The sequence below is a fragment of the Haladaptatus sp. AB618 genome, from assembly GCF_024136965.1.
Lineage (GTDB): Archaea > Halobacteriota > Halobacteria > Halobacteriales > Haladaptataceae > Haladaptatus.
Genome location: NZ_JAMYJX010000012.1, coordinates 1 through 20,514, shown reverse-complemented (window position 1 = coordinate 20,514; position 20,514 = coordinate 1). Strand labels below are relative to the sequence as shown.

The 20,514-nt window shown below is 50.3% G+C and carries 20 protein-coding genes; 7 read left to right on the top strand and 13 right to left on the bottom strand.

What is annotated here, in order from left to right; translation table 11 throughout:
• Positions 1 to 300: 300 nt before the first annotated feature.
• Together NKF26_RS22315 and NKF26_RS22310 are read right to left on the bottom strand one after the other, a co-directional pair.
• A complete protein-coding gene (locus NKF26_RS22315; RefSeq protein ID WP_253227540.1) occupies positions 301 to 621 on the bottom strand; it encodes a hypothetical protein in 321 nt (106 codons plus the stop codon).
• Positions 621 to 1,001, bottom strand: a complete 381-nt coding sequence (locus NKF26_RS22310; protein ID WP_253234895.1) for a helix-turn-helix domain-containing protein — start codon at positions 999 to 1,001, stop codon at positions 621 to 623. Before NKF26_RS22310 ends, NKF26_RS22315 begins: the two co-directional genes overlap by 1 nt.
• A 91-nt stretch (positions 1,002 to 1,092) precedes the next feature.
• On the opposite strand from NKF26_RS22310, the gene NKF26_RS22305 reads away from it, so the two are divergent.
• Both NKF26_RS22305 and NKF26_RS22300 read left to right on the top strand, forming a co-directional pair.
• The gene (locus tag NKF26_RS22305; protein ID WP_253227538.1) at positions 1,093 to 1,317 is read left to right on the top strand and encodes an SWIM zinc finger family protein; all 225 of its coding nucleotides are present in this window, start codon (positions 1,093 to 1,095) and stop codon (positions 1,315 to 1,317) included.
• Positions 1,318 to 2,035: 718 nt separating this feature from the next.
• On the top strand, positions 2,036 to 3,652 hold the full coding sequence (locus NKF26_RS22300) for a choice-of-anchor I family protein (RefSeq protein ID WP_253234894.1): 1,617 nt from the start codon (positions 2,036 to 2,038) through the stop codon (positions 3,650 to 3,652).
• 2,205 nt (positions 3,653 to 5,857) lie between these two features.
• Here NKF26_RS22300 and NKF26_RS22295 read toward each other — a convergent pair.
• The 8 genes from NKF26_RS22295 to NKF26_RS22260 form a co-directional block, all read right to left on the bottom strand.
• The gene (locus NKF26_RS22295) at positions 5,858 to 6,112 is read right to left on the bottom strand and encodes a hypothetical protein (protein WP_253234893.1); all 255 of its coding nucleotides are present in this window, start codon (positions 6,110 to 6,112) and stop codon (positions 5,858 to 5,860) included.
• Between the two features lie 834 nt (positions 6,113 to 6,946).
• Entirely contained in the window at positions 6,947 to 7,384 is a 438-nt protein-coding gene (locus tag NKF26_RS22290) for a hypothetical protein (RefSeq protein WP_253227536.1), read from the bottom strand.
• 65 nt (positions 7,385 to 7,449) lie between these two features.
• Positions 7,450 to 8,067, bottom strand: a complete 618-nt coding sequence (locus NKF26_RS22285; protein WP_253227535.1) for a hypothetical protein — start codon at positions 8,065 to 8,067, stop codon at positions 7,450 to 7,452.
• Positions 8,068 to 8,071: 4 nt separating this feature from the next.
• Positions 8,072 to 8,527 carry a hypothetical protein gene (locus NKF26_RS22280; RefSeq protein WP_253227534.1) on the bottom strand — a complete coding sequence of 152 codons (456 nt, stop codon included), beginning with the start codon at positions 8,525 to 8,527 and terminating at the stop codon, positions 8,072 to 8,074.
• A 247-nt stretch (positions 8,528 to 8,774) separates the two neighbouring features.
• Positions 8,775 to 9,002, bottom strand: a complete 228-nt coding sequence (locus NKF26_RS22275) for a hypothetical protein (RefSeq protein WP_253227533.1) — start codon at positions 9,000 to 9,002, stop codon at positions 8,775 to 8,777.
• 330 nt (positions 9,003 to 9,332) lie between these two features.
• Entirely contained in the window at positions 9,333 to 9,596 is a 264-nt protein-coding gene (locus tag NKF26_RS24520) for a HalOD1 output domain-containing protein (RefSeq protein WP_253227532.1), read from the bottom strand.
• 180 nt (positions 9,597 to 9,776) lie between these two features.
• On the bottom strand, positions 9,777 to 10,808 hold the full coding sequence (locus NKF26_RS22265) for a hypothetical protein (protein WP_253227531.1): 1,032 nt from the start codon (positions 10,806 to 10,808) through the stop codon (positions 9,777 to 9,779).
• 571 nt (positions 10,809 to 11,379) lie between these two features.
• Entirely contained in the window at positions 11,380 to 12,018 is a 639-nt protein-coding gene (locus NKF26_RS22260) for a heptaprenylglyceryl phosphate synthase (RefSeq protein ID WP_253227530.1), read from the bottom strand.
• A gap of 220 nt (positions 12,019 to 12,238) precedes the next feature.
• Between NKF26_RS22260 and NKF26_RS24515 the strand changes: the two genes are divergently transcribed.
• Positions 12,239 to 12,562, top strand: coding sequence for a HalOD1 output domain-containing protein (locus NKF26_RS24515; protein ID WP_369682179.1), 324 nt, complete (start codon positions 12,239 to 12,241; stop codon positions 12,560 to 12,562).
• Positions 12,563 to 12,592: 30 nt separating this feature from the next.
• Here NKF26_RS24515 and NKF26_RS22255 read toward each other — a convergent pair whose 3' ends face one another.
• The gene (locus tag NKF26_RS22255; protein ID WP_253227529.1) at positions 12,593 to 12,973 is read right to left on the bottom strand and encodes an SWIM zinc finger family protein; all 381 of its coding nucleotides are present in this window, start codon (positions 12,971 to 12,973) and stop codon (positions 12,593 to 12,595) included.
• Positions 12,974 to 13,134: 161 nt separating this feature from the next.
• On the opposite strand from NKF26_RS22255, the gene NKF26_RS22250 reads away from it, so the two are divergent.
• Together NKF26_RS22250 and NKF26_RS22245 are read left to right on the top strand one after the other, a co-directional pair.
• Positions 13,135 to 14,523 carry a GntP family permease gene (locus NKF26_RS22250; RefSeq protein WP_253227528.1) on the top strand — a complete coding sequence of 463 codons (1,389 nt, stop codon included), beginning with the start codon at positions 13,135 to 13,137 and terminating at the stop codon, positions 14,521 to 14,523.
• A 915-nt stretch (positions 14,524 to 15,438) separates the two neighbouring features.
• On the top strand, positions 15,439 to 16,644 hold the full coding sequence (locus tag NKF26_RS22245; protein ID WP_253227580.1) for an inorganic phosphate transporter: 1,206 nt from the start codon (positions 15,439 to 15,441) through the stop codon (positions 16,642 to 16,644).
• A 1,177-nt stretch (positions 16,645 to 17,821) separates the two neighbouring features.
• Here NKF26_RS22245 and NKF26_RS22240 read toward each other — a convergent pair.
• Positions 17,822 to 18,259: an ester cyclase gene (locus NKF26_RS22240; protein WP_253227527.1), complete on the bottom strand. Its 438-nt coding sequence runs from the start codon at positions 18,257 to 18,259 to the stop codon at positions 17,822 to 17,824.
• 124 nt (positions 18,260 to 18,383) lie between these two features.
• Here NKF26_RS22240 and NKF26_RS22235 point away from each other — a divergent pair, with 124 nt between their 5' ends.
• Together NKF26_RS22235 and NKF26_RS22230 are read left to right on the top strand one after the other, a co-directional pair.
• Positions 18,384 to 18,773, top strand: coding sequence for a hypothetical protein (locus NKF26_RS22235; protein ID WP_253234892.1), 390 nt, complete (start codon positions 18,384 to 18,386; stop codon positions 18,771 to 18,773).
• Between the two features lie 102 nt (positions 18,774 to 18,875).
• A complete protein-coding gene (locus NKF26_RS22230; protein WP_253227525.1) occupies positions 18,876 to 20,087 on the top strand; it encodes an inorganic phosphate transporter in 1,212 nt (403 codons plus the stop codon).
• An 84-nt stretch (positions 20,088 to 20,171) separates the two neighbouring features.
• On the opposite strand, the gene NKF26_RS22225 is transcribed toward NKF26_RS22230, so the two are convergent.
• Positions 20,172 to 20,342: a hypothetical protein gene (locus tag NKF26_RS22225; protein ID WP_253227524.1), complete on the bottom strand. Its 171-nt coding sequence runs from the start codon at positions 20,340 to 20,342 to the stop codon at positions 20,172 to 20,174.
• Positions 20,343 to 20,514: the final 172 nt, after the last annotated feature.

The window sequence follows — 20,514 nt, the reverse complement described above, 5'->3', positions numbered from 1 at the left end:
CGGTCGGATTGCCCGGTTTCGACGCTCGAAGACCGTTCGCAACCCTGAGGAGTATAGCTGTAGTGAGTGTGGAGGGTCACTCCGTGTCGAGGAGGCCAACGACCACTGACCGATTCTCATTTAAGTAGTTCTCGCGATAAGGAATAGATATGAGGAAGATTCTCGCGGCTCACTGCTTTCTGGATGAGTCAGTTCTATCGCTTTTGCTTCGAGTTTTAGAGCAATCCTTGGTTAGTAGCTCATACTAACTTATGGTGCCCGCTCCGACGACGAGTGACACTCGACAAAGGGCCGTGAATATCACTCGAAGACGTACTGCGTCATCGTTTCGACCGCGGTATCCACAAACTCCGATGTAAGTCGAGCAACTGTACGATCAATATCAATGTCCATGAGTGAAACGACAGCCCACGGAGAGACAAACGACTCTCGATTCAGTGTGCCCGCCTCGAATTCGTCCACTAGTGAGAGTCCTTCGGGATACTCTTTGGTGGTGATTCCGAGAGCAATATACTGTTGCCCAGCAAACGGATGATTCTGACCGCTGATAATCAAATACGGTCGTCGAGGTGTATTTCCAAACGGATCAGAAGCGATGACCACGGAACCACGGTCATACATCACTCCTCCTCCGTCGACGCGCTCTCTTGCTCCTCTTCGTCAAGATCTGGCAGATCTTCGTCCCAGTCCGGATTCTCGTCGTAGTAGTCGCCCTCGAACTGAATTGCAACCGTCTCTAATCCGATGAGGCTCGCCGTGTGAGCATCGTACGCTTCAGGGTTGATTGCCCAGTATTCTCCCTTGTGCCGGACGAGTCCCCGCGTTTCAAGTCGACTCAGTGTCGTTCCAACACTCCCACGGGGGATATCGAGTTCCTTGGCTAATTCACCAGCACGGTATCCCAATTCTGGATCGTCGGCAAGAAACTCGAGGATGTACCGTCCATTCGTCTTTTCATTCGGTAGCTCTGTTGGGTGATAGCTCTCGAAGTCAACGGGCATACGTAACAGTATGTAATAGAGAGTAATAAGACTGCTGTAGTGGACTCCACAGGTACGAAACGATGCACCAATCACAGTCTCCATCGACGACGTGACCGAAGAACTGATGGCGTGTACGTGTCCGCATCACGTCCACCGCAATGCCTTCTGCAAACACATGGCCGCCATCGAAAACGCAATCGACGACAGGACATTCGACACCTTCCGGTCCGAGGACGACAACGAGACCGAACCCGAAGACTGTGGCTGCGACGGTCTCGGTGACTTCCCATGCTGGCCATGCGTGCGAACGAGACGAAAAGAACTGCCGAACTAACCACTGCTTCAGCCCTTTTTATCCATGGCACGCCGATTGACGTTCTCGGATTTAACGACCAACGAACGCTTACAGGAAGCGCGGATGTATCGACCGATGATACACCTGAGACACCGACAGCACTACTCACCGTTCGTAGACAGTACACAATCCGGAACAGTACAGTAGAACAAACCCGAGCAGGATAATTGTGTAAGCCATTGAATTTTCATCCCAATCAGTAGCCGTGCAGTGGCCGACTGTGATTGGATTTTGTTTGTCTTTCTGGTCACAAGCAAGAGGCTACTGGAGCCAAACGCGGCAAACGCGAGATCGAATAGTGTGGCTAGATATATCAGAAGTAAATGATTATTTGGAGGGGAAGAATATAGATATCGTTTTACAACATCTAATCCCACTCCTGCCTCCTCTCTTGCATTGTTCTCTTGTCTTTCATCTCTTAATAGTAAACAGACCCTGACTGTCGTACCCCTCCCTGTATGGGTGTACATTCTGACTGCAAACTCGTCAACGCGAGCTTTGATGGGAAATAAATGTAGGAGTAGGTGTAATCAAGAGTGAATTACTAAATAATAGCTAATAGTCGATGGACAGACAGATGACGGAAAGACAAACGCTGGGGCGACGAAGTGTTCTCAAACTTGGTGGGGCGCTCTTCCTGACACCGGCGGTATCGACGGTTGGAGGGGCAGAGTCCAGGCATCTCGATGAAAACTCGATGGGGCTATTGACGCAGATCGGGCGGTACGAAAGCGGCGTGTACAACGAAGATGCCGCGGAAATCCCTACCTACGACGCATGCACGGAGCGTGCGTTCGTCGTGGATGCGAACGAAACCAGTGTCGACGTCCTCGACATTTCCGATCCTTCGAACCCGACGCTGGTCGATTCGATTCGAATTACGGATGTCTGGCAGAACCCTGGCCCCGCAAACAGCGCTGCTGCTCGCGATGGCGTCGTTGCTGTCGCCGTCGCTGCCGACCCGGAAACCGAGCCGGGTCGGATCTTTTTCTACGATACCAAGAGTCTCGACCTTCTGAATTCGGTAACCGTCGGTTTTCTCCCCGATATGGTGACGTTCACCCCCGATGGCGAGTCATTGCTCGTCGCCTGCGAGGGCGAACCCAACGATTCGTACGACATCGACCCACCCGGTTCGGTCAATATTATCGATGTTTCGCGTGGTGTTCAAAACGTGGACGTTGCAACCGCTGGGTTCCAAAAATTCGATTCGCAAAAGGAGGCGCTCCGCAAGAAAGGCGTCCTCATCTATGGACCGAACGCGACGGTTGCACAGGACCTCGAACCGGAGTACATCGCGGTCTCCAACGACTCCGAGACGGCGTACGTCGTCCTTCAGGAAAACAACGCCATCGCCATTGTCGACATTGCCCAGGCGAGCGTCCGTGACATCGTTCCACTTGGAATTAAGAATTTCTCGCTCCCGAGGAACGCGCTCGACGCGATAGACGACAAACGGATCGATATCAAACCGCAACCGCTCTTCGGAGTCTACCAACCCGATTCGATAGACGCATATACAGTCGAGGGGGAGACATATTTGGTAACTGCCAACGAGGGCGACCCTCGTGGCTACAGTGGGTTCACGGAGTTCGGCACTCTCATCGAGGAGAATGGAACCTTCGGCGTCGACACGAATGATGACGGACGTATCGACGTTCCGATCGACGAATCACGGTTCGACAGGTGCACGCTCTCGTCATTAGTCGGTCTCAGAGTATCGAGCATCTTCGGTGACGTAAACGATGACGGAATACTCGAAGAGCTGTATATCTACGGCGGTCGTTCGTTCGCGATTTGGAAACCGACTGACGACGGTATCGACCTCGTCTTCGAGAGCGGCGACATGATCGAGAGCACCATCGCTGACCTCATCTCCAAAGGAAAGCTCCCTAAAGCTGCGTTCAACACCGGTTCGGACTCGATTCAGCTCGACGAAGAGAGTCCAAAAGCCGGCCCCCAACCGGAAGGAGTGGCAGTTGGCACCGTCGACGGAACCGACTACGCGTTCATGGGGTTGGAGGAAGTTGGCGGTGTGATGGTGTTCGACATTTCTACCCCCCAGAAACCTGTGTTCGTCCAGTACGTGAACAATCGGATATTCGATTTCACCGAACTGGGATTGACCGGTCCCAACCCGAACCTCGCCGAAGCACTCGAAAGTGGTGAACTGGCGGCCGGTGCAGCTGGTGACCTCGCACCGGAGGGGCTGACCTTCGTTCCGGCCGAAGATAGCCCGACGGACAACTCGCTTCTCATCGTCGCGAACGAACTGAGCGGGACGACGACTATTTACGAGGCCACAAAAATATGAATTGAGGTTCTTGGCTATCACCGAAAGCGCGAACGCTCACCGAAAGCGCGAACGCTACGACTGACGATACACCGGAGACACCGACAGCCCTCCTCGACCGAGCACAACAGCACGCAACGATCGTCGCCGCCGAGCACTTCCCAGAGCTGCCAGTCGAAACGATCGATTGGGAGATTTCACATCGAGCGCAACGACAGGCAGGCGTCACGAAGTATGACCCCACAACAGCGGCAATCACGATTGCGCTGACCTGGACGGCTGACGAACACCACGGGTGGGAGCAATTCAGCTCCACCGTCCGGCACGAACTCATCCACGCATAGCAGTATCACGAGTTTGGAGAGGCTGACCACGGACGAACGTTCGAGCGGTGCATCCGTTCATTACATGACTGAATGCTAACCAACTGAATCAACCACTTCAACGTCTGTTGTAGACGAATCCACGGCGTTAGCATTTCAGTCACGACAATAGACGTCTGTCACTCGGTCGTGGAACGAACGGTAGTGGGTGCTGTCACGGGATTGTAGTTCACAGTGGACCCTCGTGGGTTGTAACTCCTGTGGTGGGACAACTACACCCGTTCCACCACTACGGGTGTGAAAGAGGGTTGTGACAACGTGAAACGGTGATGGCTCCCATACATCCATTCAATCACTGGGGTAGGGATGTAGAATGATACCACCGTGATGGTCCGCATTCCGCTGGGTGTCAGTCTTTGCTTTGACACGCCAGCGGCACACGTAGTAATGTCATTGGTACATGTTAGGTACAGAATCACGCGAAAAACAGGGCGGGTGTTCCCTTTACAGACATGACGTTTCTGAAGCGGGGACTGTTGTCGAAGGAAATGTGATGTCTAAATACAGTTCTATCGACAGGTATTCATTAGTGTGGGGAGGGGGTTAGTAGATGGGTTGCATACGCCAACGATTTAAATAGCCCAATCTGTATACTTCTCTTCCCAATAGCCATGGTTAGTATTGTATATTAACGAGAACGCCAGTATCGAAAAGCCGTGGGAGTCATTGGGTTCAACAAGGTTCTACCACGGATGTCGGGTACTGACCAATTCAATTGTTGTGGATGACGTACCGACATTGTTCTCTATTACCTCCATCACCATCAATATTTTGATTATCTATTTATCGTGTAATTAAAATCAAGATAGTCTGTATACATCATGCTTGTTTTATCTGTTTGTGTCTGTGGGGTTGATTCTGGTGACGTGCCAGCCATGGTTGACCTAACCTGATTCTCTGCCGGTTAAATCCATAAGCGGAAGTAACACCACCCCGGGACCCCCGAATCAATCTGTGCGCAGTTCGTAGTGTGGTCCGATCATCGACCAGACTCTCAACTGAGGATACTGTTCGTCACGTTGTGTTGCATAGAGGGCGGTATCGGTTACAGGGAGAGGTGGTGTTCGACGGTGAGTGAAAAGAAACGGTCAGAAGAATGGTTAAGATAACAGCGAATAGAGGGGAGGTATGGCTGACTCATCACCCCCGCCAATTCCGCGAAGTTGGGCTGCCACGATAATTGTTCTATATGTACTATTTTTACTATATTCAATTCTGTTAGCGGGTTCACCTCTACTTGGACTGCTTCCCGCACTAATCATCATTCCGCTCTACTTACTGTGGCGATTTCTCGTCGCGATAGAAGCTATTGCCGACGCTCAACAGCGTATCGCCCACCAACAAGACCAGAAGAAATAGACACGGCAATCTACTGGTGTTCTATTACGATTTACCGGCTAAATACACGCTCTCTATTGCTCTTGGGTCTAAGAAACTCCATCTCTCCCAGATGAAGATGAGCGAGGACGGATCAATGATAGATTTTTAACGCTTGCTAATAAAGAAATAATCGGTATCAAATGACCAACTCTCTCAATGAATATCTTAAAGAAAGGCCGGCACTCGGTGGTCTTACCGTCCTTGGCATGCTCCTCATCGGAATGATGATCTGGGCAAAAATATACTATCCTCATCGTTCCGTCGGAACTATCCTCTTTGACCCCGGTCTTTGGTTTGTCTTTGTTCTCATCGCCCCTATCCTGTTCCTTAGCTACTATCTCAGTTCTAAATATTTAAACTGACCAATAACAAATGGCGTCTAGTCAATAATCCGAAGATAATCCAAATTGTAGCTACAGATCGTACAAAAGACACGTGATGCCCGTTTTCTGCTTTCTAACCGCTAATCGCCACGATGATTGGCGGATGACGAAGAGGTATTAATCCCCTTCGTAATCACATAGAGTAATCCAGTGAGGAGCGCGGTATTTTGGATGACTGTGATGAGAGTACTCCGTAGTCCATAGAGGAGTTCAATACCGAACGCTGCGATGAATTCGTCGAGAAAATAGGCGAGGAGAAAGCCGATTAAGAGGATTGTTCCAACGCGGAGGCTTTCGGTGAGTAGCCACTGACTATTGATGCCGAGTTTATTCATAGAACTAACTGGTTTTCTATTGCCATAAATCTACGCTCTCAATTTAGCATCTTGCTCGGAGAGTTACAAAGTGCGTGATGCGTATTTAGCGTGCCATCTGTTGATGAAATCGACGACTGGATTCGGCTATGCCGAACAACTGGAGAAAAGTAGTCTACTTTCTGGGATTTTGGCGCGTTTCAAAATGCGTGATTGGTTCTATAACCGAAGTAGAACGTGCGACGGCAGCGAGGTCGATTTTCCAAAATCACCGATTTTGTGCGATTGACTTCCTGTGGGCAGTATAAGCGGCAGTGGAATTGGGGAACACCGGTCTAAAAAACGTATGAAATTTTTCGATCCTTAACGTGGCTCTTGTCCACTGAGAATCCCGTAGACCACCGATATGTCATCTCTATTGACGATATAACCGGCGAGATAATATCATGCACATGTCTGCATTACATCCATCGTGACACCATCTACACGCACGTGATCACGAGTGAAACTTGACCAACAACAGCAAGCTGAGTGCCATCTTCTCAGAGGCTGACCAGAACGGCGAAGGCGATGCCGAGTCTACGACTGTGACCGTGACGGCCTTAAGACCGTCCCATACTGAGCGTGCGTAAAAGCGGAATCAACACTGCTTTCGTGGGTATCGCTGGAACCTCAGACAGAGGGCTTAACCACTTTGCGACCTTATATATCTTAACTAATCAATGGTACGTTCTTCCCGTCGGACAGAATGAGATAAGACAGAGCAAAATGCAGATGAACACGAGGTCGTCCAGGACTGTCTCGAGTGTGACTCAGACTGAATTCTCAATGGTACTTACAGTAATACTACCTACGTCATGTTATGAGTATTTTAGAGATTGTGTACGAAATAGAAAGAGCGAGGAAATGTGAGGTTGCATAAATTAATGGCCATGTTGAGAAATCAGGCTTAAATAATTGTGAAGCCACTATTGCTATTACAAGGAATACCAGTATAAAACCAGCAATAAAAAATAAATCTTGCTGGCGCGTATTGGACTCTTCTTCTGGGGTCGAAATCGATCTCTTGATATTCATATATCCATAGATGAACGGGATTATGATAGAAGAAAGAATTATTAGCCCGATAAAGGCCATAATTGGCGATGTTTGGAACTGACCGGCTCCACCTATTACATAGTAAACCGACACAAGAATTGATATCGTTGCATAGCTTATTAATGAAAGATAAAAGCCGGAAATTAGCTTTGTCGCAAAGGTAGGTTGGTAATTGGAAGGAACTTGAGTAGTCATGGAATTAGTGACATATCACCACATGGTTGCCATCTACATAAGCCTTAGTGCAAAAAGGTGCTAGTTTAGATAGCGGGCCAAAGAACTCTTAACTTGTTAACATTTGCGTACCCAGGAGTTCCGCAGACAGTGGGGAGACTATTATTGATTGGTTCGTACCAGTCTGAAGATCCATAAGCAATCCCGTCTGAAGAGGCAACTGCTTCAAGACGGATTCCTACTCGATATCTGTATCCCGCATAGACTGTACTAACGATGTTCTGGTTTGTATAGTTAGTACACCATTTTTTCTGACCCGCATATTGGATTGATTTGGTAAAGATAGGTTCTGTCTGCACCATTCTGTTCAGAGTCACATTATATAGGAATGCATTAATCTTTACAGATGCATATCCTATAATCGCTGACATTCCTCCTTCGTAGTGACCTCCAAATTGAATTCGGATGTCACCTTTATTCCTGCCATTTGCTTTAACAACATCTATAATCTGAAACACTTCGGCCCAGGATCCAGTTTGACTTTGTGCTAATGTTCCTGCACTAGCTGCTACGAACCCTGCACTGTCCCAAGCTTCAGCATGATTCCCTGCTACACCCCCGTTTTTAACATATGCACCTTTCCGACCGGTATACGATCCTCCACCTAAACCGTAGTCAGTTCCAATTTTTATAGTTCTAGCCATTTTATCATTTCCTATATTGGTGATTTGTTCGCTTTGTGTCTTGCCGAATCGATTTCTGAAGATTTCTTTCGGCCTTCAAATGTTCTTTTTCCATCTCTTTTTTGTCTTTATCACTGACAGTGCGAGTATATTTTGTACCATCAAATTTTGCTTTTAGAGTGGATGTATCCGGCAACTCCATTTTGAGCACCTTTTCAATACCGTTGCCATATTCGATATGTACAATAAAAGGTCCATTATCCGGAAAGATCTCTCTTTTCGGCCGTTCTCGATGAGTCTTTACAATAGGACCGTTTTTAGAGATTGATGATTCAATTTTATTCTGTATTTTATCCTTTTTTGTATCAGTGGTCTCCTTCCCCATAGTCGGGAGAATGCCGAATAAGGACGCTGCACCAATACTCCCTGTTGCTTGAAGGAGTTTTCTCCTTCTTTCCTTGTCGGATTTTTTTGAATCCATTAAGATATGATTCTCATCATCGCACATATATCTTATTGAGTTTAATATTATATATGATGTCTAATATAAAATAATAACATATGGGGATGTACTCAAAACAAATCTACCGATTACATCTGGTATCTGCCCCGACAAGAGAGTGGAACGATCTAAATCGGTTGCTTACACCAATGGATCTGCTCTACACGTTTCGGCGGAATCTATCCCACGATGATCACGGCTCACAGCTACTTGCGACGGGGTTTCTTCAACCATATTCCGGTGCTACTGATATCAGTCGCTCAGCGATCGTACCATCACCCTTGACCTTGCCCGTTGGCGTCACCGGATACTCGTCGCTCTCATCGGTCTGACCGTTGTCTGCCGACCGGTTGAAGTGTAGTAACCACCTCTTTGAAAACCAGTAGTGATGGACACTATTCGCTTGGGCGCACTCGAAGAGGTCTGCTGATCCTGCCTTGTACCATCCTGACATGCCCATTCATCGCGCTCTTGAACGCGATAATCACGAGCTCGCTGTAGGCTAGATACTCGGGGTTAATCTCAGCGGTATAAATTGATTGACCAGCGCTAATATAAGCTACTAACTTTCGAGAGGCCACACATGCATGTTATACACTACCAATTCGAAGGGTCGAAACTGGGTTCTGAAGTCTTCTTATGCTGGCAAGCAAGATTTCACGTTTCTCCAAGGGTGGGGAGCCACCTATTTCGACAACCGCTTAGTGCAACATGGAGGTGTGCGATCTGAGTATTTCTGTATACGATACCGCTGATTTCACCACTGGCTCCCAAGAGTACCGTCCTAAGTATCCATCGCAGAGACAGAAACCGTGTGATCGGAATCAATCGTAACGTGAAACCCAATATACTCGAAGCTCACTTTCGGTGAGCCATGCTGATAGAGATCCTCGAGTGCATCTGGGTCAATCACCTCATAGAGGGGCGTCACAGGCTTCGTGCCATTCGCTTCAGTCACTGCCGTCACCACGGCAGCAGTGATCGACTCGGTGTCCGGACGTGTCGTTCGTATCGATGGCTTTGACTGTGACGATGACGCGTTCTCCATACGCTCTGCTCAGGGAAGGTGTGCTAATAGAGTTTAGGGGCTAATCGGTAACATATCATTCGATCTTCAAACACTCTCAATGACTAGAATCCCGTCTCTGCCAGATAACCGCCCCCGCCCACGCCCAACACCAACCTATTAGCCCATCTCCCCTAACAAACTCTCCTACCAAGCGGACAGTCAGCCAGCAGATACAGGGTGTCCACTCCAGCGTACACCATCGTCAACGACGAGCGATGTCATCGGCGTCTCCTTGATTGTCACCTCCACATTTTTCACTACGGCTTTTTCGACCGCGTGCTGAATCGTGAGTGACCATCCCGTCGGCTTTGTCTGGAGGATTTTCGTATTCGACACTGTGCATGTTCCATCATCGAGGCGAATCGGGCGCTGCTCTGAGTAGAACTCGTCACCAAACGAGCAATCGGTCACGACCACACAATTGTGGATCCGTGAGCCAGCACCTCCGATGCGGATATTCGATGCTTGGCTGTTCGCTGCCACACAGTTCACCACGTCGACCGTCCCATCGCCTGTTCCGGGGTTGCCACCCTTGACGTAGATACCATTGTCTGGCCACCCACCGAACAACGAATTCTCGACACGAAGATAGCCCTGTGTCCTCGGATGCATCGTAATTCCCGAGGTTGCCCATGACCGACCCGAGTTTGGACCATTATCGTACGTATCTCGCGTGTTGATCGTCTTCTGGTAGGTGAGGCCACCAAACCGGAAATCGACGTTGTGCACGCGAGCTCGCGCTGCTTCTGTGGCCGGATTGACCCGAAGTGGACCTTGGCACCCGAGAGAATGCAGTCCAACCTGACGAAGCGAGCGAATTTCGGATGTTCCCGCTGTGTGGTGATTCAACACCTGCATCCCTTGGTCCTTCCCGCGCCAATCGAGCGTGAACCCGCCGAACACGAACTTCCCTCGATGTGGATCATCAGGAATTCCGATTTTGAAGTGTTGGGCAGGACCGTGGAACTCGCCTGCTGTCACATCGAAGCCTTCGATCGCATCCACTTTCCCGTGGACAAGCGTCGCGTTCTGGCCTATAATCCCGAGATTCCGAAGCCCGACGCGCCGAACTTGGCTATTCATCTTGTAGCGACCGGGCGGGAAGTAGAGCAGTGTGTGACTCGCAATCTCGCGCTGGATTATAGGCGAGACGTCTTCCTCACCGGTCGGATCCGCACCGGCCTTCGCCATATTTACGACATTCTGAAACTCTCCGCGCCACTGCTTGGGGTCGACTGCTTGGAAGTTACCGCTCGTTGCGTTCGTGCTGTTGTTCGTCGGTCTTGCTGGTGAGACACTTCCACCGCTCGTGCTAGCCGGGAGGAGACAGTCAGCGAGCGCCGTCACTCTAGCACTTGCACCAGCTGTGAGAAACGCTCGTCTGCGTGTCGATACGGTACCGGAGTCTTGCGTACTGTTCTCGCAGTCGTGCATTGTAGCTCACCCCGTGAGGACCCAGCACCGGGCGTTTATACGAACAAGCGATCCGTTGTACTGCTCTAAATCGTCTTGAGTGCGTTCATGTATAGAATGTAATAATATGTATAACTAGATAGTATTTATGGACAATATAGAAATTCAATATAGAAGTTAAAAATGAGACGCCGGTCACCCGACACGAGTAGCTGCAAAGCCCAAAGAGAAAACCGGTGGAATGTGTAGTTAGTATGGGATACTAACCGGTGAGCGACCGATTCCAGGCGCACAATCTCAATCTTCCTAATTGTCTCTTTGATCGTAGAGAGCACGATTATGACTCGTGCTATGCATCCTTCGCGCTACGAACGGTTGCCTCAACCGCTTCGATACCAGCGTCGTGGAGCACATCACCCACAACGACTGTGTCTGCCACTTTCGCCATCTCATAAGCTGAGTCGTAGTCGTGAATCCCGCCTCCATAGAAGAGTTGTGCTGACGAAAGTACATCTCGTGCGGCAGCCACGACAGCTGGATCACCAAGCATACCAGAGTATTCGAGGTAGACGATTTCTTGGTCGAGGATCTGTTCGGCGAGTTCAGCATAGGCAACGACGTCATCGACATCAAGGTCACAGTCTACCCGTGTGTACGTCGCAACTGACGACGCTGGATTCAGAACAATGTACGCTTCCGGCTGGACGTAGTCCCAATCAAGATCGACCGAGCGAACCCATTCATGGTGCGCTCCTGTGATCCACATCGTGTCACCGGCATTCAGAACGATCGGCAGCAAATAGCCAGAGATTGTCTCGGTGTGAGACGACGACGGGAGATAGGTCGGCTCGACAAATATGGGAATCTCGGTAGAAGAAAATGCATCGAGAATTGGTTGTACGCGTGCTTCTGTGACATTCGTGGTGCCACCGATGCATCTGTTCCAGTCGTTGGGCTCGATGTGAAATTTCCCAGTCGATCGCTTCAACCGGAAGGTCAGGGAAGTGCTCGGTGGCAACGTCGGCTGCGTGCTGTCGTGCTCGGCCGAGCAAATCCGTCGGGGTCTCTGGAGTATCGTCGGTCGCAGTGCTCGCGCTTTCCGTCAGCGTTCGCTGGTCGGTAATGTCCGAGACGGTCAATCGGCGTGCCATGAATAAAAAAGACTGAAGCGATGGATACAAGTCATCCAGTTTGCTAGTTTTGATTTGATGGCGCCCCAACAACTGTCTCTTCAGTGTTCCTGTACCCCGGCATACAAAACGTGGGCAAAGCCAGAAGGGGAGATACCCCCGTCTGCAGCAATTATTGAAGGACTCGCTGAAGTCGAAGACGCCAATCCATTAGAACTCGATCCGCTGCTTGAGCAGATTGACCTTGATGCTGTTGACCAACTGTTGGACCACTCTGACGGAGCCCAATCAGCACTCCTTAGTTACTCTCTTGATCGCTGGAACGTGTTCGTTCGACATGATGGACACATTCTCATCTGTGACTCTGACCGGCAAACAGATCCGTCGCCTATATTCGACTGAGTTAGCACGGAGAAACTCATGTTGATTCATTTAGGGCGTAGGTAGAGTAACATCGAGAGCGCTGCCCACCATACCAGGGTAAAAAGAGCTGTAGTGGTGGTTAGTTCGGCAGTTTTTTCGTCCCGTCCGCACGCACGGCCAGCACGGGAAGCCACCGAGGCCCTCGCAGTCGCAGTCGTATGGTTCGGAATTGTCTTCGTCTTCCGACGGGAAGGCCTCGAGCGTCTCGTCGTCAGTGGTGGTTTCGACGGCGGCCATGTGTTTGCAGAAGGCGTTGCGGTGGACGTTGTGCGGGCAGGTACACGCCATTAGGTCCTCGATCACGTCGTCGATGGAGACCACGTATTGGTGGTCTTCGGGGTTCTCGTGGCTCTCGTTGGTGACTTCGATGAGTCGAGAGACATTGTACACACTCACCTCTTCAGGTAAGTAATCCACCTCTCCGCTTTCACAGGGGATCCCTCAGCTTTTCTGCCACTTCAATAACGACAATGTTCACGTAAAACAATCCAAATGATAAATTTAGACTAATATCCATGGATTTATAATGGATAGATTTGAACCGAGATAGCATGGTCCACGTAAACGTCCCTCTAGTGTTAGGCGGACAAGGTCCGCTTGTCTCATTGCTCGTCGGTGTTATCGCCGTCGTACTTCTCCTCGTCGTGCTTGACCTTCCAGCATTCGTCGGACTCGTCATCGCGACGTTTGTCGTTGGAACAGTCTCTCCACAAGTCCCGTTGGGCGATGTGGTAAGTAAAACGGCCACCGGATTCGGTGACGGGATGGCTGGGATTGGAATCCCGATCCTGATGGCAGCGATCATCGGGAAGGCGATGACAGAGAGCGGTGCGGCCGACCGCATCGTGCGCGCATTCGGTACGCTGAGTAATGGAAAAACCGAGATCTCTCTGTTCGGCAGTAGTTTCGTGATGGCGATTCCCGTGTTTTTCGACAACGTCTTTTACTTGCTTGCGCCCCTCGCGCGGTCCGCTCGATCACGGACAGGCGGGAATTACACGCTTTACATAGTGGTTCTCGCCGCCGGTGGGGTGGTGACACACGGGTTCATCCCGCCGACGCCAGGACCATTGCTCGCAGTCGATAATATCGGAGCTAATCTCGGGACCACGATGCTGATCGGCGTGGTGGTCGGTCTTCCGACCGCACTCGTGTCGGGATTGGCCTACGGTCACTGGATCAACCAGCGGCTGAACATCCCGCTCCGGGACGCAATGGGGACGACGGTCACGGAAATCGAGGAAGTGGCCACGACGCCGATAGACCAGCTTCCCGGTCTGCTCGAGTCACTCCTGCCGATCATTCTCGCCGTTGGACTCGTAGGCGCAGCCACGACCGTCGATACGTTATTCTCCGATAACACGCTTGCGTCCTCTGTGACGGGATACGTGGGCGACCCGAACTTTGCCCTGACCGCCGCTGCGATGGCGGCGGCATTCACGTACTACCGTATCAGTGACATAGGCCAGTCGGTGTTCTCAGACGAGTTGACCGACGCTCTCAAAAGCGGCGGCAACATCGCCGCGATCACCGCCGCCGGAGGCGCTTTCGGAGTTATGTTGCAGGCAGCGGGTGCCGGCGATTACATTGCCGGGGGACTCAAGGGCGTTGGATTCGGGCTACTCGTGACGGCGTGGATCATCGCCGCCGGAGTGCGCGTCGTTCAGGGATCCGCGACCGTTGCTATCGTGACTACGTCCGGAATCATGGCCCCGTTCGCCAGTCAACTCTCCGTCAACCCTGCGTACCTCGTAATGGCGATTGGTGCCGGTGCCTCAATCTTTTCATGGTATAACGACAGCGGCTTTTGGATCGTCAAAGAGATCGGTGGTCTCACACAAAAAGAGACACTCAAGACGTGGACGGTGGTCACCACCTTGGTCGGCGTCGTCGGTCTCATTACCACGCTGATTGCCTCACGAATAATCCCGCTCGCCTGAGGAGGAATCTCCTTTTCAGTCGATTCGTTCCCTTCCGTTCAACTCTGTTTTCTGTGCTCTTAGCGGTGGGGTTGTGGGAACTACGCCTCGAGATAGGACAGTCGAACACATCAACGATAGTCTCATCTCAGTCAAACACGCCTGTCTTCGTTACGACAGGCGTTCCGTCCGCCTTTTACCTCGAGCACATCGACGGGGACGCTGACGTCGATCTACTCCTCGCGAAAGTATGCCCGCATCGAGATTGTCGAGCATACCTTTTGCGACGGACCCACCGGTGAGTAGAAGATGCGATAATTATTATATAATTGCTTAAAACCAGTGTACTTTCACATAAAATCCGAATTGAGAGAATAGTAGAGCACGAACTACCGCCGATAGTGACTGACTAGAACTTCTTCAAGCGATTTGGGAGTCCGAGCTCCCGGCAGTGATCATCCGGTAGGTTGCAGATACGGTTGTGATGAAACGGCGGCCAGTGCATCAACGGCTTGAGGAGCTTCATGAGCGTGGTGCGTTAGAACGAGGGAAATGGAGTCCACAGGAGGTTATCTGGTGGATTCCAGGGGAATAGATGCTTCATTCAAATAGAACTCGACCCGTCTACATCTGTTTCTTTTTGGATTCTAAGCCACATTTTAATGGAGTAATCGCCTCTCTCTGGTATGAACGTCAGATTACTCGAAGCAACCGAGCATCCGGAAGAACTCATCTGTCGTGGCGTACGGAACGACTACATAGCCTTGCAACTCCCATAATCCAATCTGCTACCCGTGTGAACGATCGTACACGAACTTCTGATCGGATGTTACGGGAGTATATATCCGGAAATACCTACGAATTTTCAGGACGCTCATTCAAGCAGCGGGGCTATTACTATTGACGATGAATAAGGTACGTAGTTCAAAAGAGCAGATGGCTATCCTAACATCATTTATTGTCGTAGCTGGTGCGATCGCTACAAGTCTAGCGATGGCGTGGGCATTAGGAGCGAGTAGTAATTCTCCCCCATTTGCACCTGCGGTCGGTGCAAATGCCCTCTCGACAATGCGCGCTGCATTTCTTCTAGGACTACTTGCTGCTTTAGGAGCGATCACACAAGGTGGCAATATTTCGAAAACGGTGGGGGAAGGGCTGATAGCGGGCGCTCAATTAACACCGCTCGCGGCGATTGCAGGTCTACTGACAGCAGCAGGCTTTATTTCACTTGGAGTTCGGGCAGGATATCCGATCCCAGCCGCGTTTGCAACGACGGCGTCGATCGTTGGCGCGGGACTGGCACTTGGTGGGGAGCCTGCATATGGGACCTATCGTAAGATTGCAATATTCTGGGCGGCAGTACCAGTGATGTCGATTACGATTGCTTATACAACGGGATACTTGCTCCGTCGCACTGGACTTTCCGAACAAAGCACGCTCCCGATTCTCGGTGGGATCGTTGGGATCATCGTTGCGAATATGCCATCGGCCCTGATTCCTGCTCCTGGTACTGCACAGGGAACCATCGCGAGTTACGTCGCTAACTCATTGAGGCTGACTAGCCCGACGATAATTGGAGGGTATGATTTTGTGATGGCGTCTACGAGTTTGATTCTGGGTCTATTCGTAGCCGGGTTACTTCGACGATCACTCAATCGTTCGATCGACCGTGGAGTTCGGCTTTTTTTGATTGGTCTTGGGAGTTTAGTTGCCTTTTCGAGCGGTGGCAGTCAAGTTGGCTTAGCGACCGGTCCGTTAGAGCCTCTGTTTGAATCACAGCTGCATCTTCCAGGGACGATATTACTATCGATCGGAGCAATTGGAATTCTGTTGGGAGCATGGATGGGGTCGCCCCGAATTCTCCAAGCGGTCGCACGTGATTACTCATCGCTCGGCGTTCTACGATCTATTGCAGCGCTGATTCCGGCGTTTATCATCGCTCAAACCGCGATAATTCTCGGCTATCCGATCTCGTTCAACAATATTATCCTCTGGAGTATCATTGGAAGTGGTCTAACTGAAGGGACAGAAAGTATCTCCGTCCGAAAAACGGTTTATACAGTCGCAATTTGGTTTCTCACACTCTTTGGTGCCGGAGGCACTGGATTTATACTGTATCGAGTTTTTGCCTTAGTTCTGTAACCGAGACTAACCTAATATTTGTCCTGTCAATTTCATTATAGGGCCGTCAATCCGTCTCGATTAGCAAGTCGGTGTCTCGCTAAGGAAGGCTATGGAAGAAGACTTCTACGAATACCATGGAAAGGACAGTCGGTCAGCTCACGCACCGCCTGCGAAATTACGATAGCTGATCATCATCAATAGAATACATCAGTTATCATCTCAGTCTTGTATCTAAGAATAGTGAATCAACGGAGTAAAGCTAGTCACGCTCGGCTGAACTTCCCACGCTACCGCTAAGCGGCCGCATCGTACCGCGTTGTTTAGCGCGAAATCGAGGTCGAAGGCGAATTGGTCGGCCTGTGCGCGGTTCTGTGCCATCTTGACAGTGTCACGGTCTGAGGCGAGTTTGTGCCCTTGCTTTTGTGAGTGCAATGGGGAGACTGGTGCCGGGTAATGGCTCACCCAGTGCGATGAGTCATCAACCAATCAGAGCATCCCAAATCACACTCCGAAGTATCTCCTTATCGAACTATACGAAGCCATTTCATCGTAGTTGTAAAGCAGTATCTCATATGTTCCCGGACAAAGATTAGATAGGATGGAAAAGATACAAACGATCTAAACGATGGCTCTCTTCGGAATTCTACAAAATTCGCTATAGAACCGATGAGAGCTCCGATTTGTACGAGTTAGGATAGCACCGTTTATCTCATTTGAGTAGACCTTCGAAAATAACAGTTCGATTGAAAATCGAAACAGTCGACGGAAGTTATCAAGAGCGGTGGCCACCCTCAACGTGCAATGCGACGAATACAACGCCTGGGTTGTCTACTTGTGGGCGCGGTACTCCTCACATCCGTAGCGATGGGTGCCACAGCCTCCAGTGGCGATTCAGCAACACATGTGAACGATCACGCGGGGAGAGAGCACCAGATTCAACTTAGTGATGGAACGGTCCAGATCCAAGACACACACCTGTCAGGACCAGGACTTCCGACCACTTCGATTGAACACCGGGCGTTTACGATCGATTCGTCGACAGTCCACATCGACGGAGTAACGCTCACCATCGACGGTCATACGCAAACAGTTGGCCAAACATCCATTACAATGGATAATGTCGGCATCGTTCTTGACGATGTATCGACGAGTTCGTCCTAATGGTATGAAAGATTAGTTTTTTAATTACCATCCCTCAATTTTCAGTTACGATTCCCAGTTGGCGTATCAGACTGATATTGTCCGCATAGAGATAGAGGTCAACGATTCTCCCGTTTTCAATACGAAAGACACCAGCATTCTCTAGGGTAATCTCGTTGCCCGTCGGCTCGACTCCCATAATTTCCCCCTCGTGCGTCCCGGTCAAAGTATGCCGATATACAACGGTATTCCCTTCAGCAATGCATCCATCTTCCGTGACAATGAGGTCAGGAAATGCAGCGAAAAAGTCTGCATTCCCTGCTTTAAACTCCTCACGGCTTTGGAATGATTCCCCATTCCCGGTTGCGTACTCCGAGTAGTCCTCAACCAAGAATTCGTCAGCAGCCTCTATGTTTTTCTCGTTAAAAACTTCCTCCATGAGGCTACGCACAATCTCCTTGTTTTCTGCTTCCATCTGCTCCTGCTCGTTCATTGTTTTTGCCCGAGGAGAAGTACGCTATCGCTATAGATAAGATGTCTCTCGCCTTTATAGGAATTCTCTACTGGAGAAACTGGGCTGAAGCGGGTGGTTAGTTCGGCAGTTCTGTCCGTCCCGTTTGCAGGCACGGCCAGCACGGGAAGCCACTGAGGCTGTCACAGTCGCACTCTGCCGATTCAGCGTCGTCTTTGTCCTCCGATGGGAAGGGCTTGAATGTCCCGCCGTCGGGTGCATTTTCGACGGCGGCTATGTGTTTGCAAAAGGCGTTCCGGTGAACGTGGTGCGGGCACGTACAGGCCATCAGTTCGTCGGTCACATCGTCGCTGGAGGCGGTGTACTGGTGGGCTGCGGGGTTCTCGTGGCTCTCGTTGGTGACTTCGACGAGTCTGGGGGCATCGACGTCGAAGGCAAATCGTTCGACCTGTACAATCTCGAATTGTTCTATATCAGTGATATATCATTCTCATTAGTTCACTCCATAGCAACTGGGGAAAGTCATCCGTCGTAAGCGAGGGGGCAGATTTCCCGACAGAGCGACCTTTAGCTAGTGATCTTGGTTCCCACTAAACATTGACAAAGGACTTAACAGATGATACCGCATGGTTCTGCTATGGCAGAGATACTCTTTCTCATTGGACTTGCTGTTGCAATTTTCGTAGGGTTCAATGTTGGAGGTTCGAATACAGGTGTTGCGTTCGGTCCCGCAGTTGGGAGCCAAACAATCTCAAAGTTCGGTGCTGCGTCTCTTATGAGTATCTGTGCACTTATTGGCGGATGGACAGTTGGCCGCAATGTTATCAATACAATGGGTGGGGAAATTGTTCCGAGTCGATTTTTCACTCTGGAAGCGAGTATTGCAATTCTCTTTTTTATCGGATTGGCGTTGTTCCTTTCAAATATTGTTGGTGTCCCTGCCTCGACCTCAATGACTGGAGTTGGCACAATTGCTGGTCTCGGCCTTGCAACTGATGCACTGAACGTGGGAGTGATGGGGCGAATTGTTTCATGGTGGCTTGTCTCTCCGGTGATTGCCTTTTGGGTGAGTGCTATTATTGGTCGATACTGGTACCCTACCCTTCTCGATTGGTTTGCGATTACACAGACCAAAGGTACACTGCTTCAGATTGATCGCTCGGGAGGGATTGCCCGGCCAACACTCGGTCCAAATACAACTATGCGAGAATTCATTGGTACCTTGTTGGTTATCATCGTTGGCTGTTATACTGCATTCTCAGCAGGGGCATCGAATATGGCGAACGCAATTGCTCCACTCGTCGGCAGCGGTGCCATTGAAATGAACTATGGTATTTTGATTGCGGGGACTGCTATTGCAGTCGGTGCGTTTACCATTGCTCGACGGACTCTCGATACGATGGGAAGTGAACTCACTGATATGCCTCTACTTGCAGCATTGATCGTCGCACTTGTGAGTTCCACACTTATCACTGTCCTTTCAGAGCTCGGGATTCCTGCTAGCATCGTTATTGTTTCTACGATGAGTATTGTCGGTCTTGGATGGGGCCGTGCCACTCGCGTAAAGGAGTATACTCGTCGCTCTACAATGATCGAAGAAGGTCCACTGGGGATCACTGGTGGCGCACTTGCTGTAGATTCAGCGGACACGCCAACAATAAAGAAAACCAAACCAGAAGAGAACCACCATTCCTCGACTAGTGAAGTAGAGAGGAATCAACACCCCGATATTAATTCGCTTTATGAACCGTGGACTACAGCACGGGTTATTGCCATGCAAAATATTGTTCCAGGGATTTCAACAGTCTCTGCGTACCTGTTGTTCGAATTCGTTCCTCTATTCGGTTAGTCTGCTTTTCGCATTTATCAGACAAATTTGTAGATATTCTCTTTCATAATGAGTCACAGTGACCCGAGGTATCGAAAGTATCCGTCAGCGGGTGAACGTTGCGCCGTGATCCGTGGTGCCCAACTCGTGGTACTGCCAGACGTGAATGAGTTCGTGGCGGACAGGCGCACTGAATTGCTCCCGGCCGTGGTGTTCGTAGGCCGTCCAGGTCAACGAAATCGTGATCGCCTCTGTTGTCGGGTTGTACTTCGTCACACCTGCTTGTCGTTGCGTCGATGTGAGACTTCCCAGTCGATCGTTTCGACCGGCAGATCCGGAAAGTGTTCAGCGGCGACGGTCGTTGCGTGCTGTTGTGCTCGGTCGAGGAGGGCCGTCGGTGTCTCGGGTGTATCGTCAGTCACAGTGCTCGCGCTTTCCGTCAGCGTTC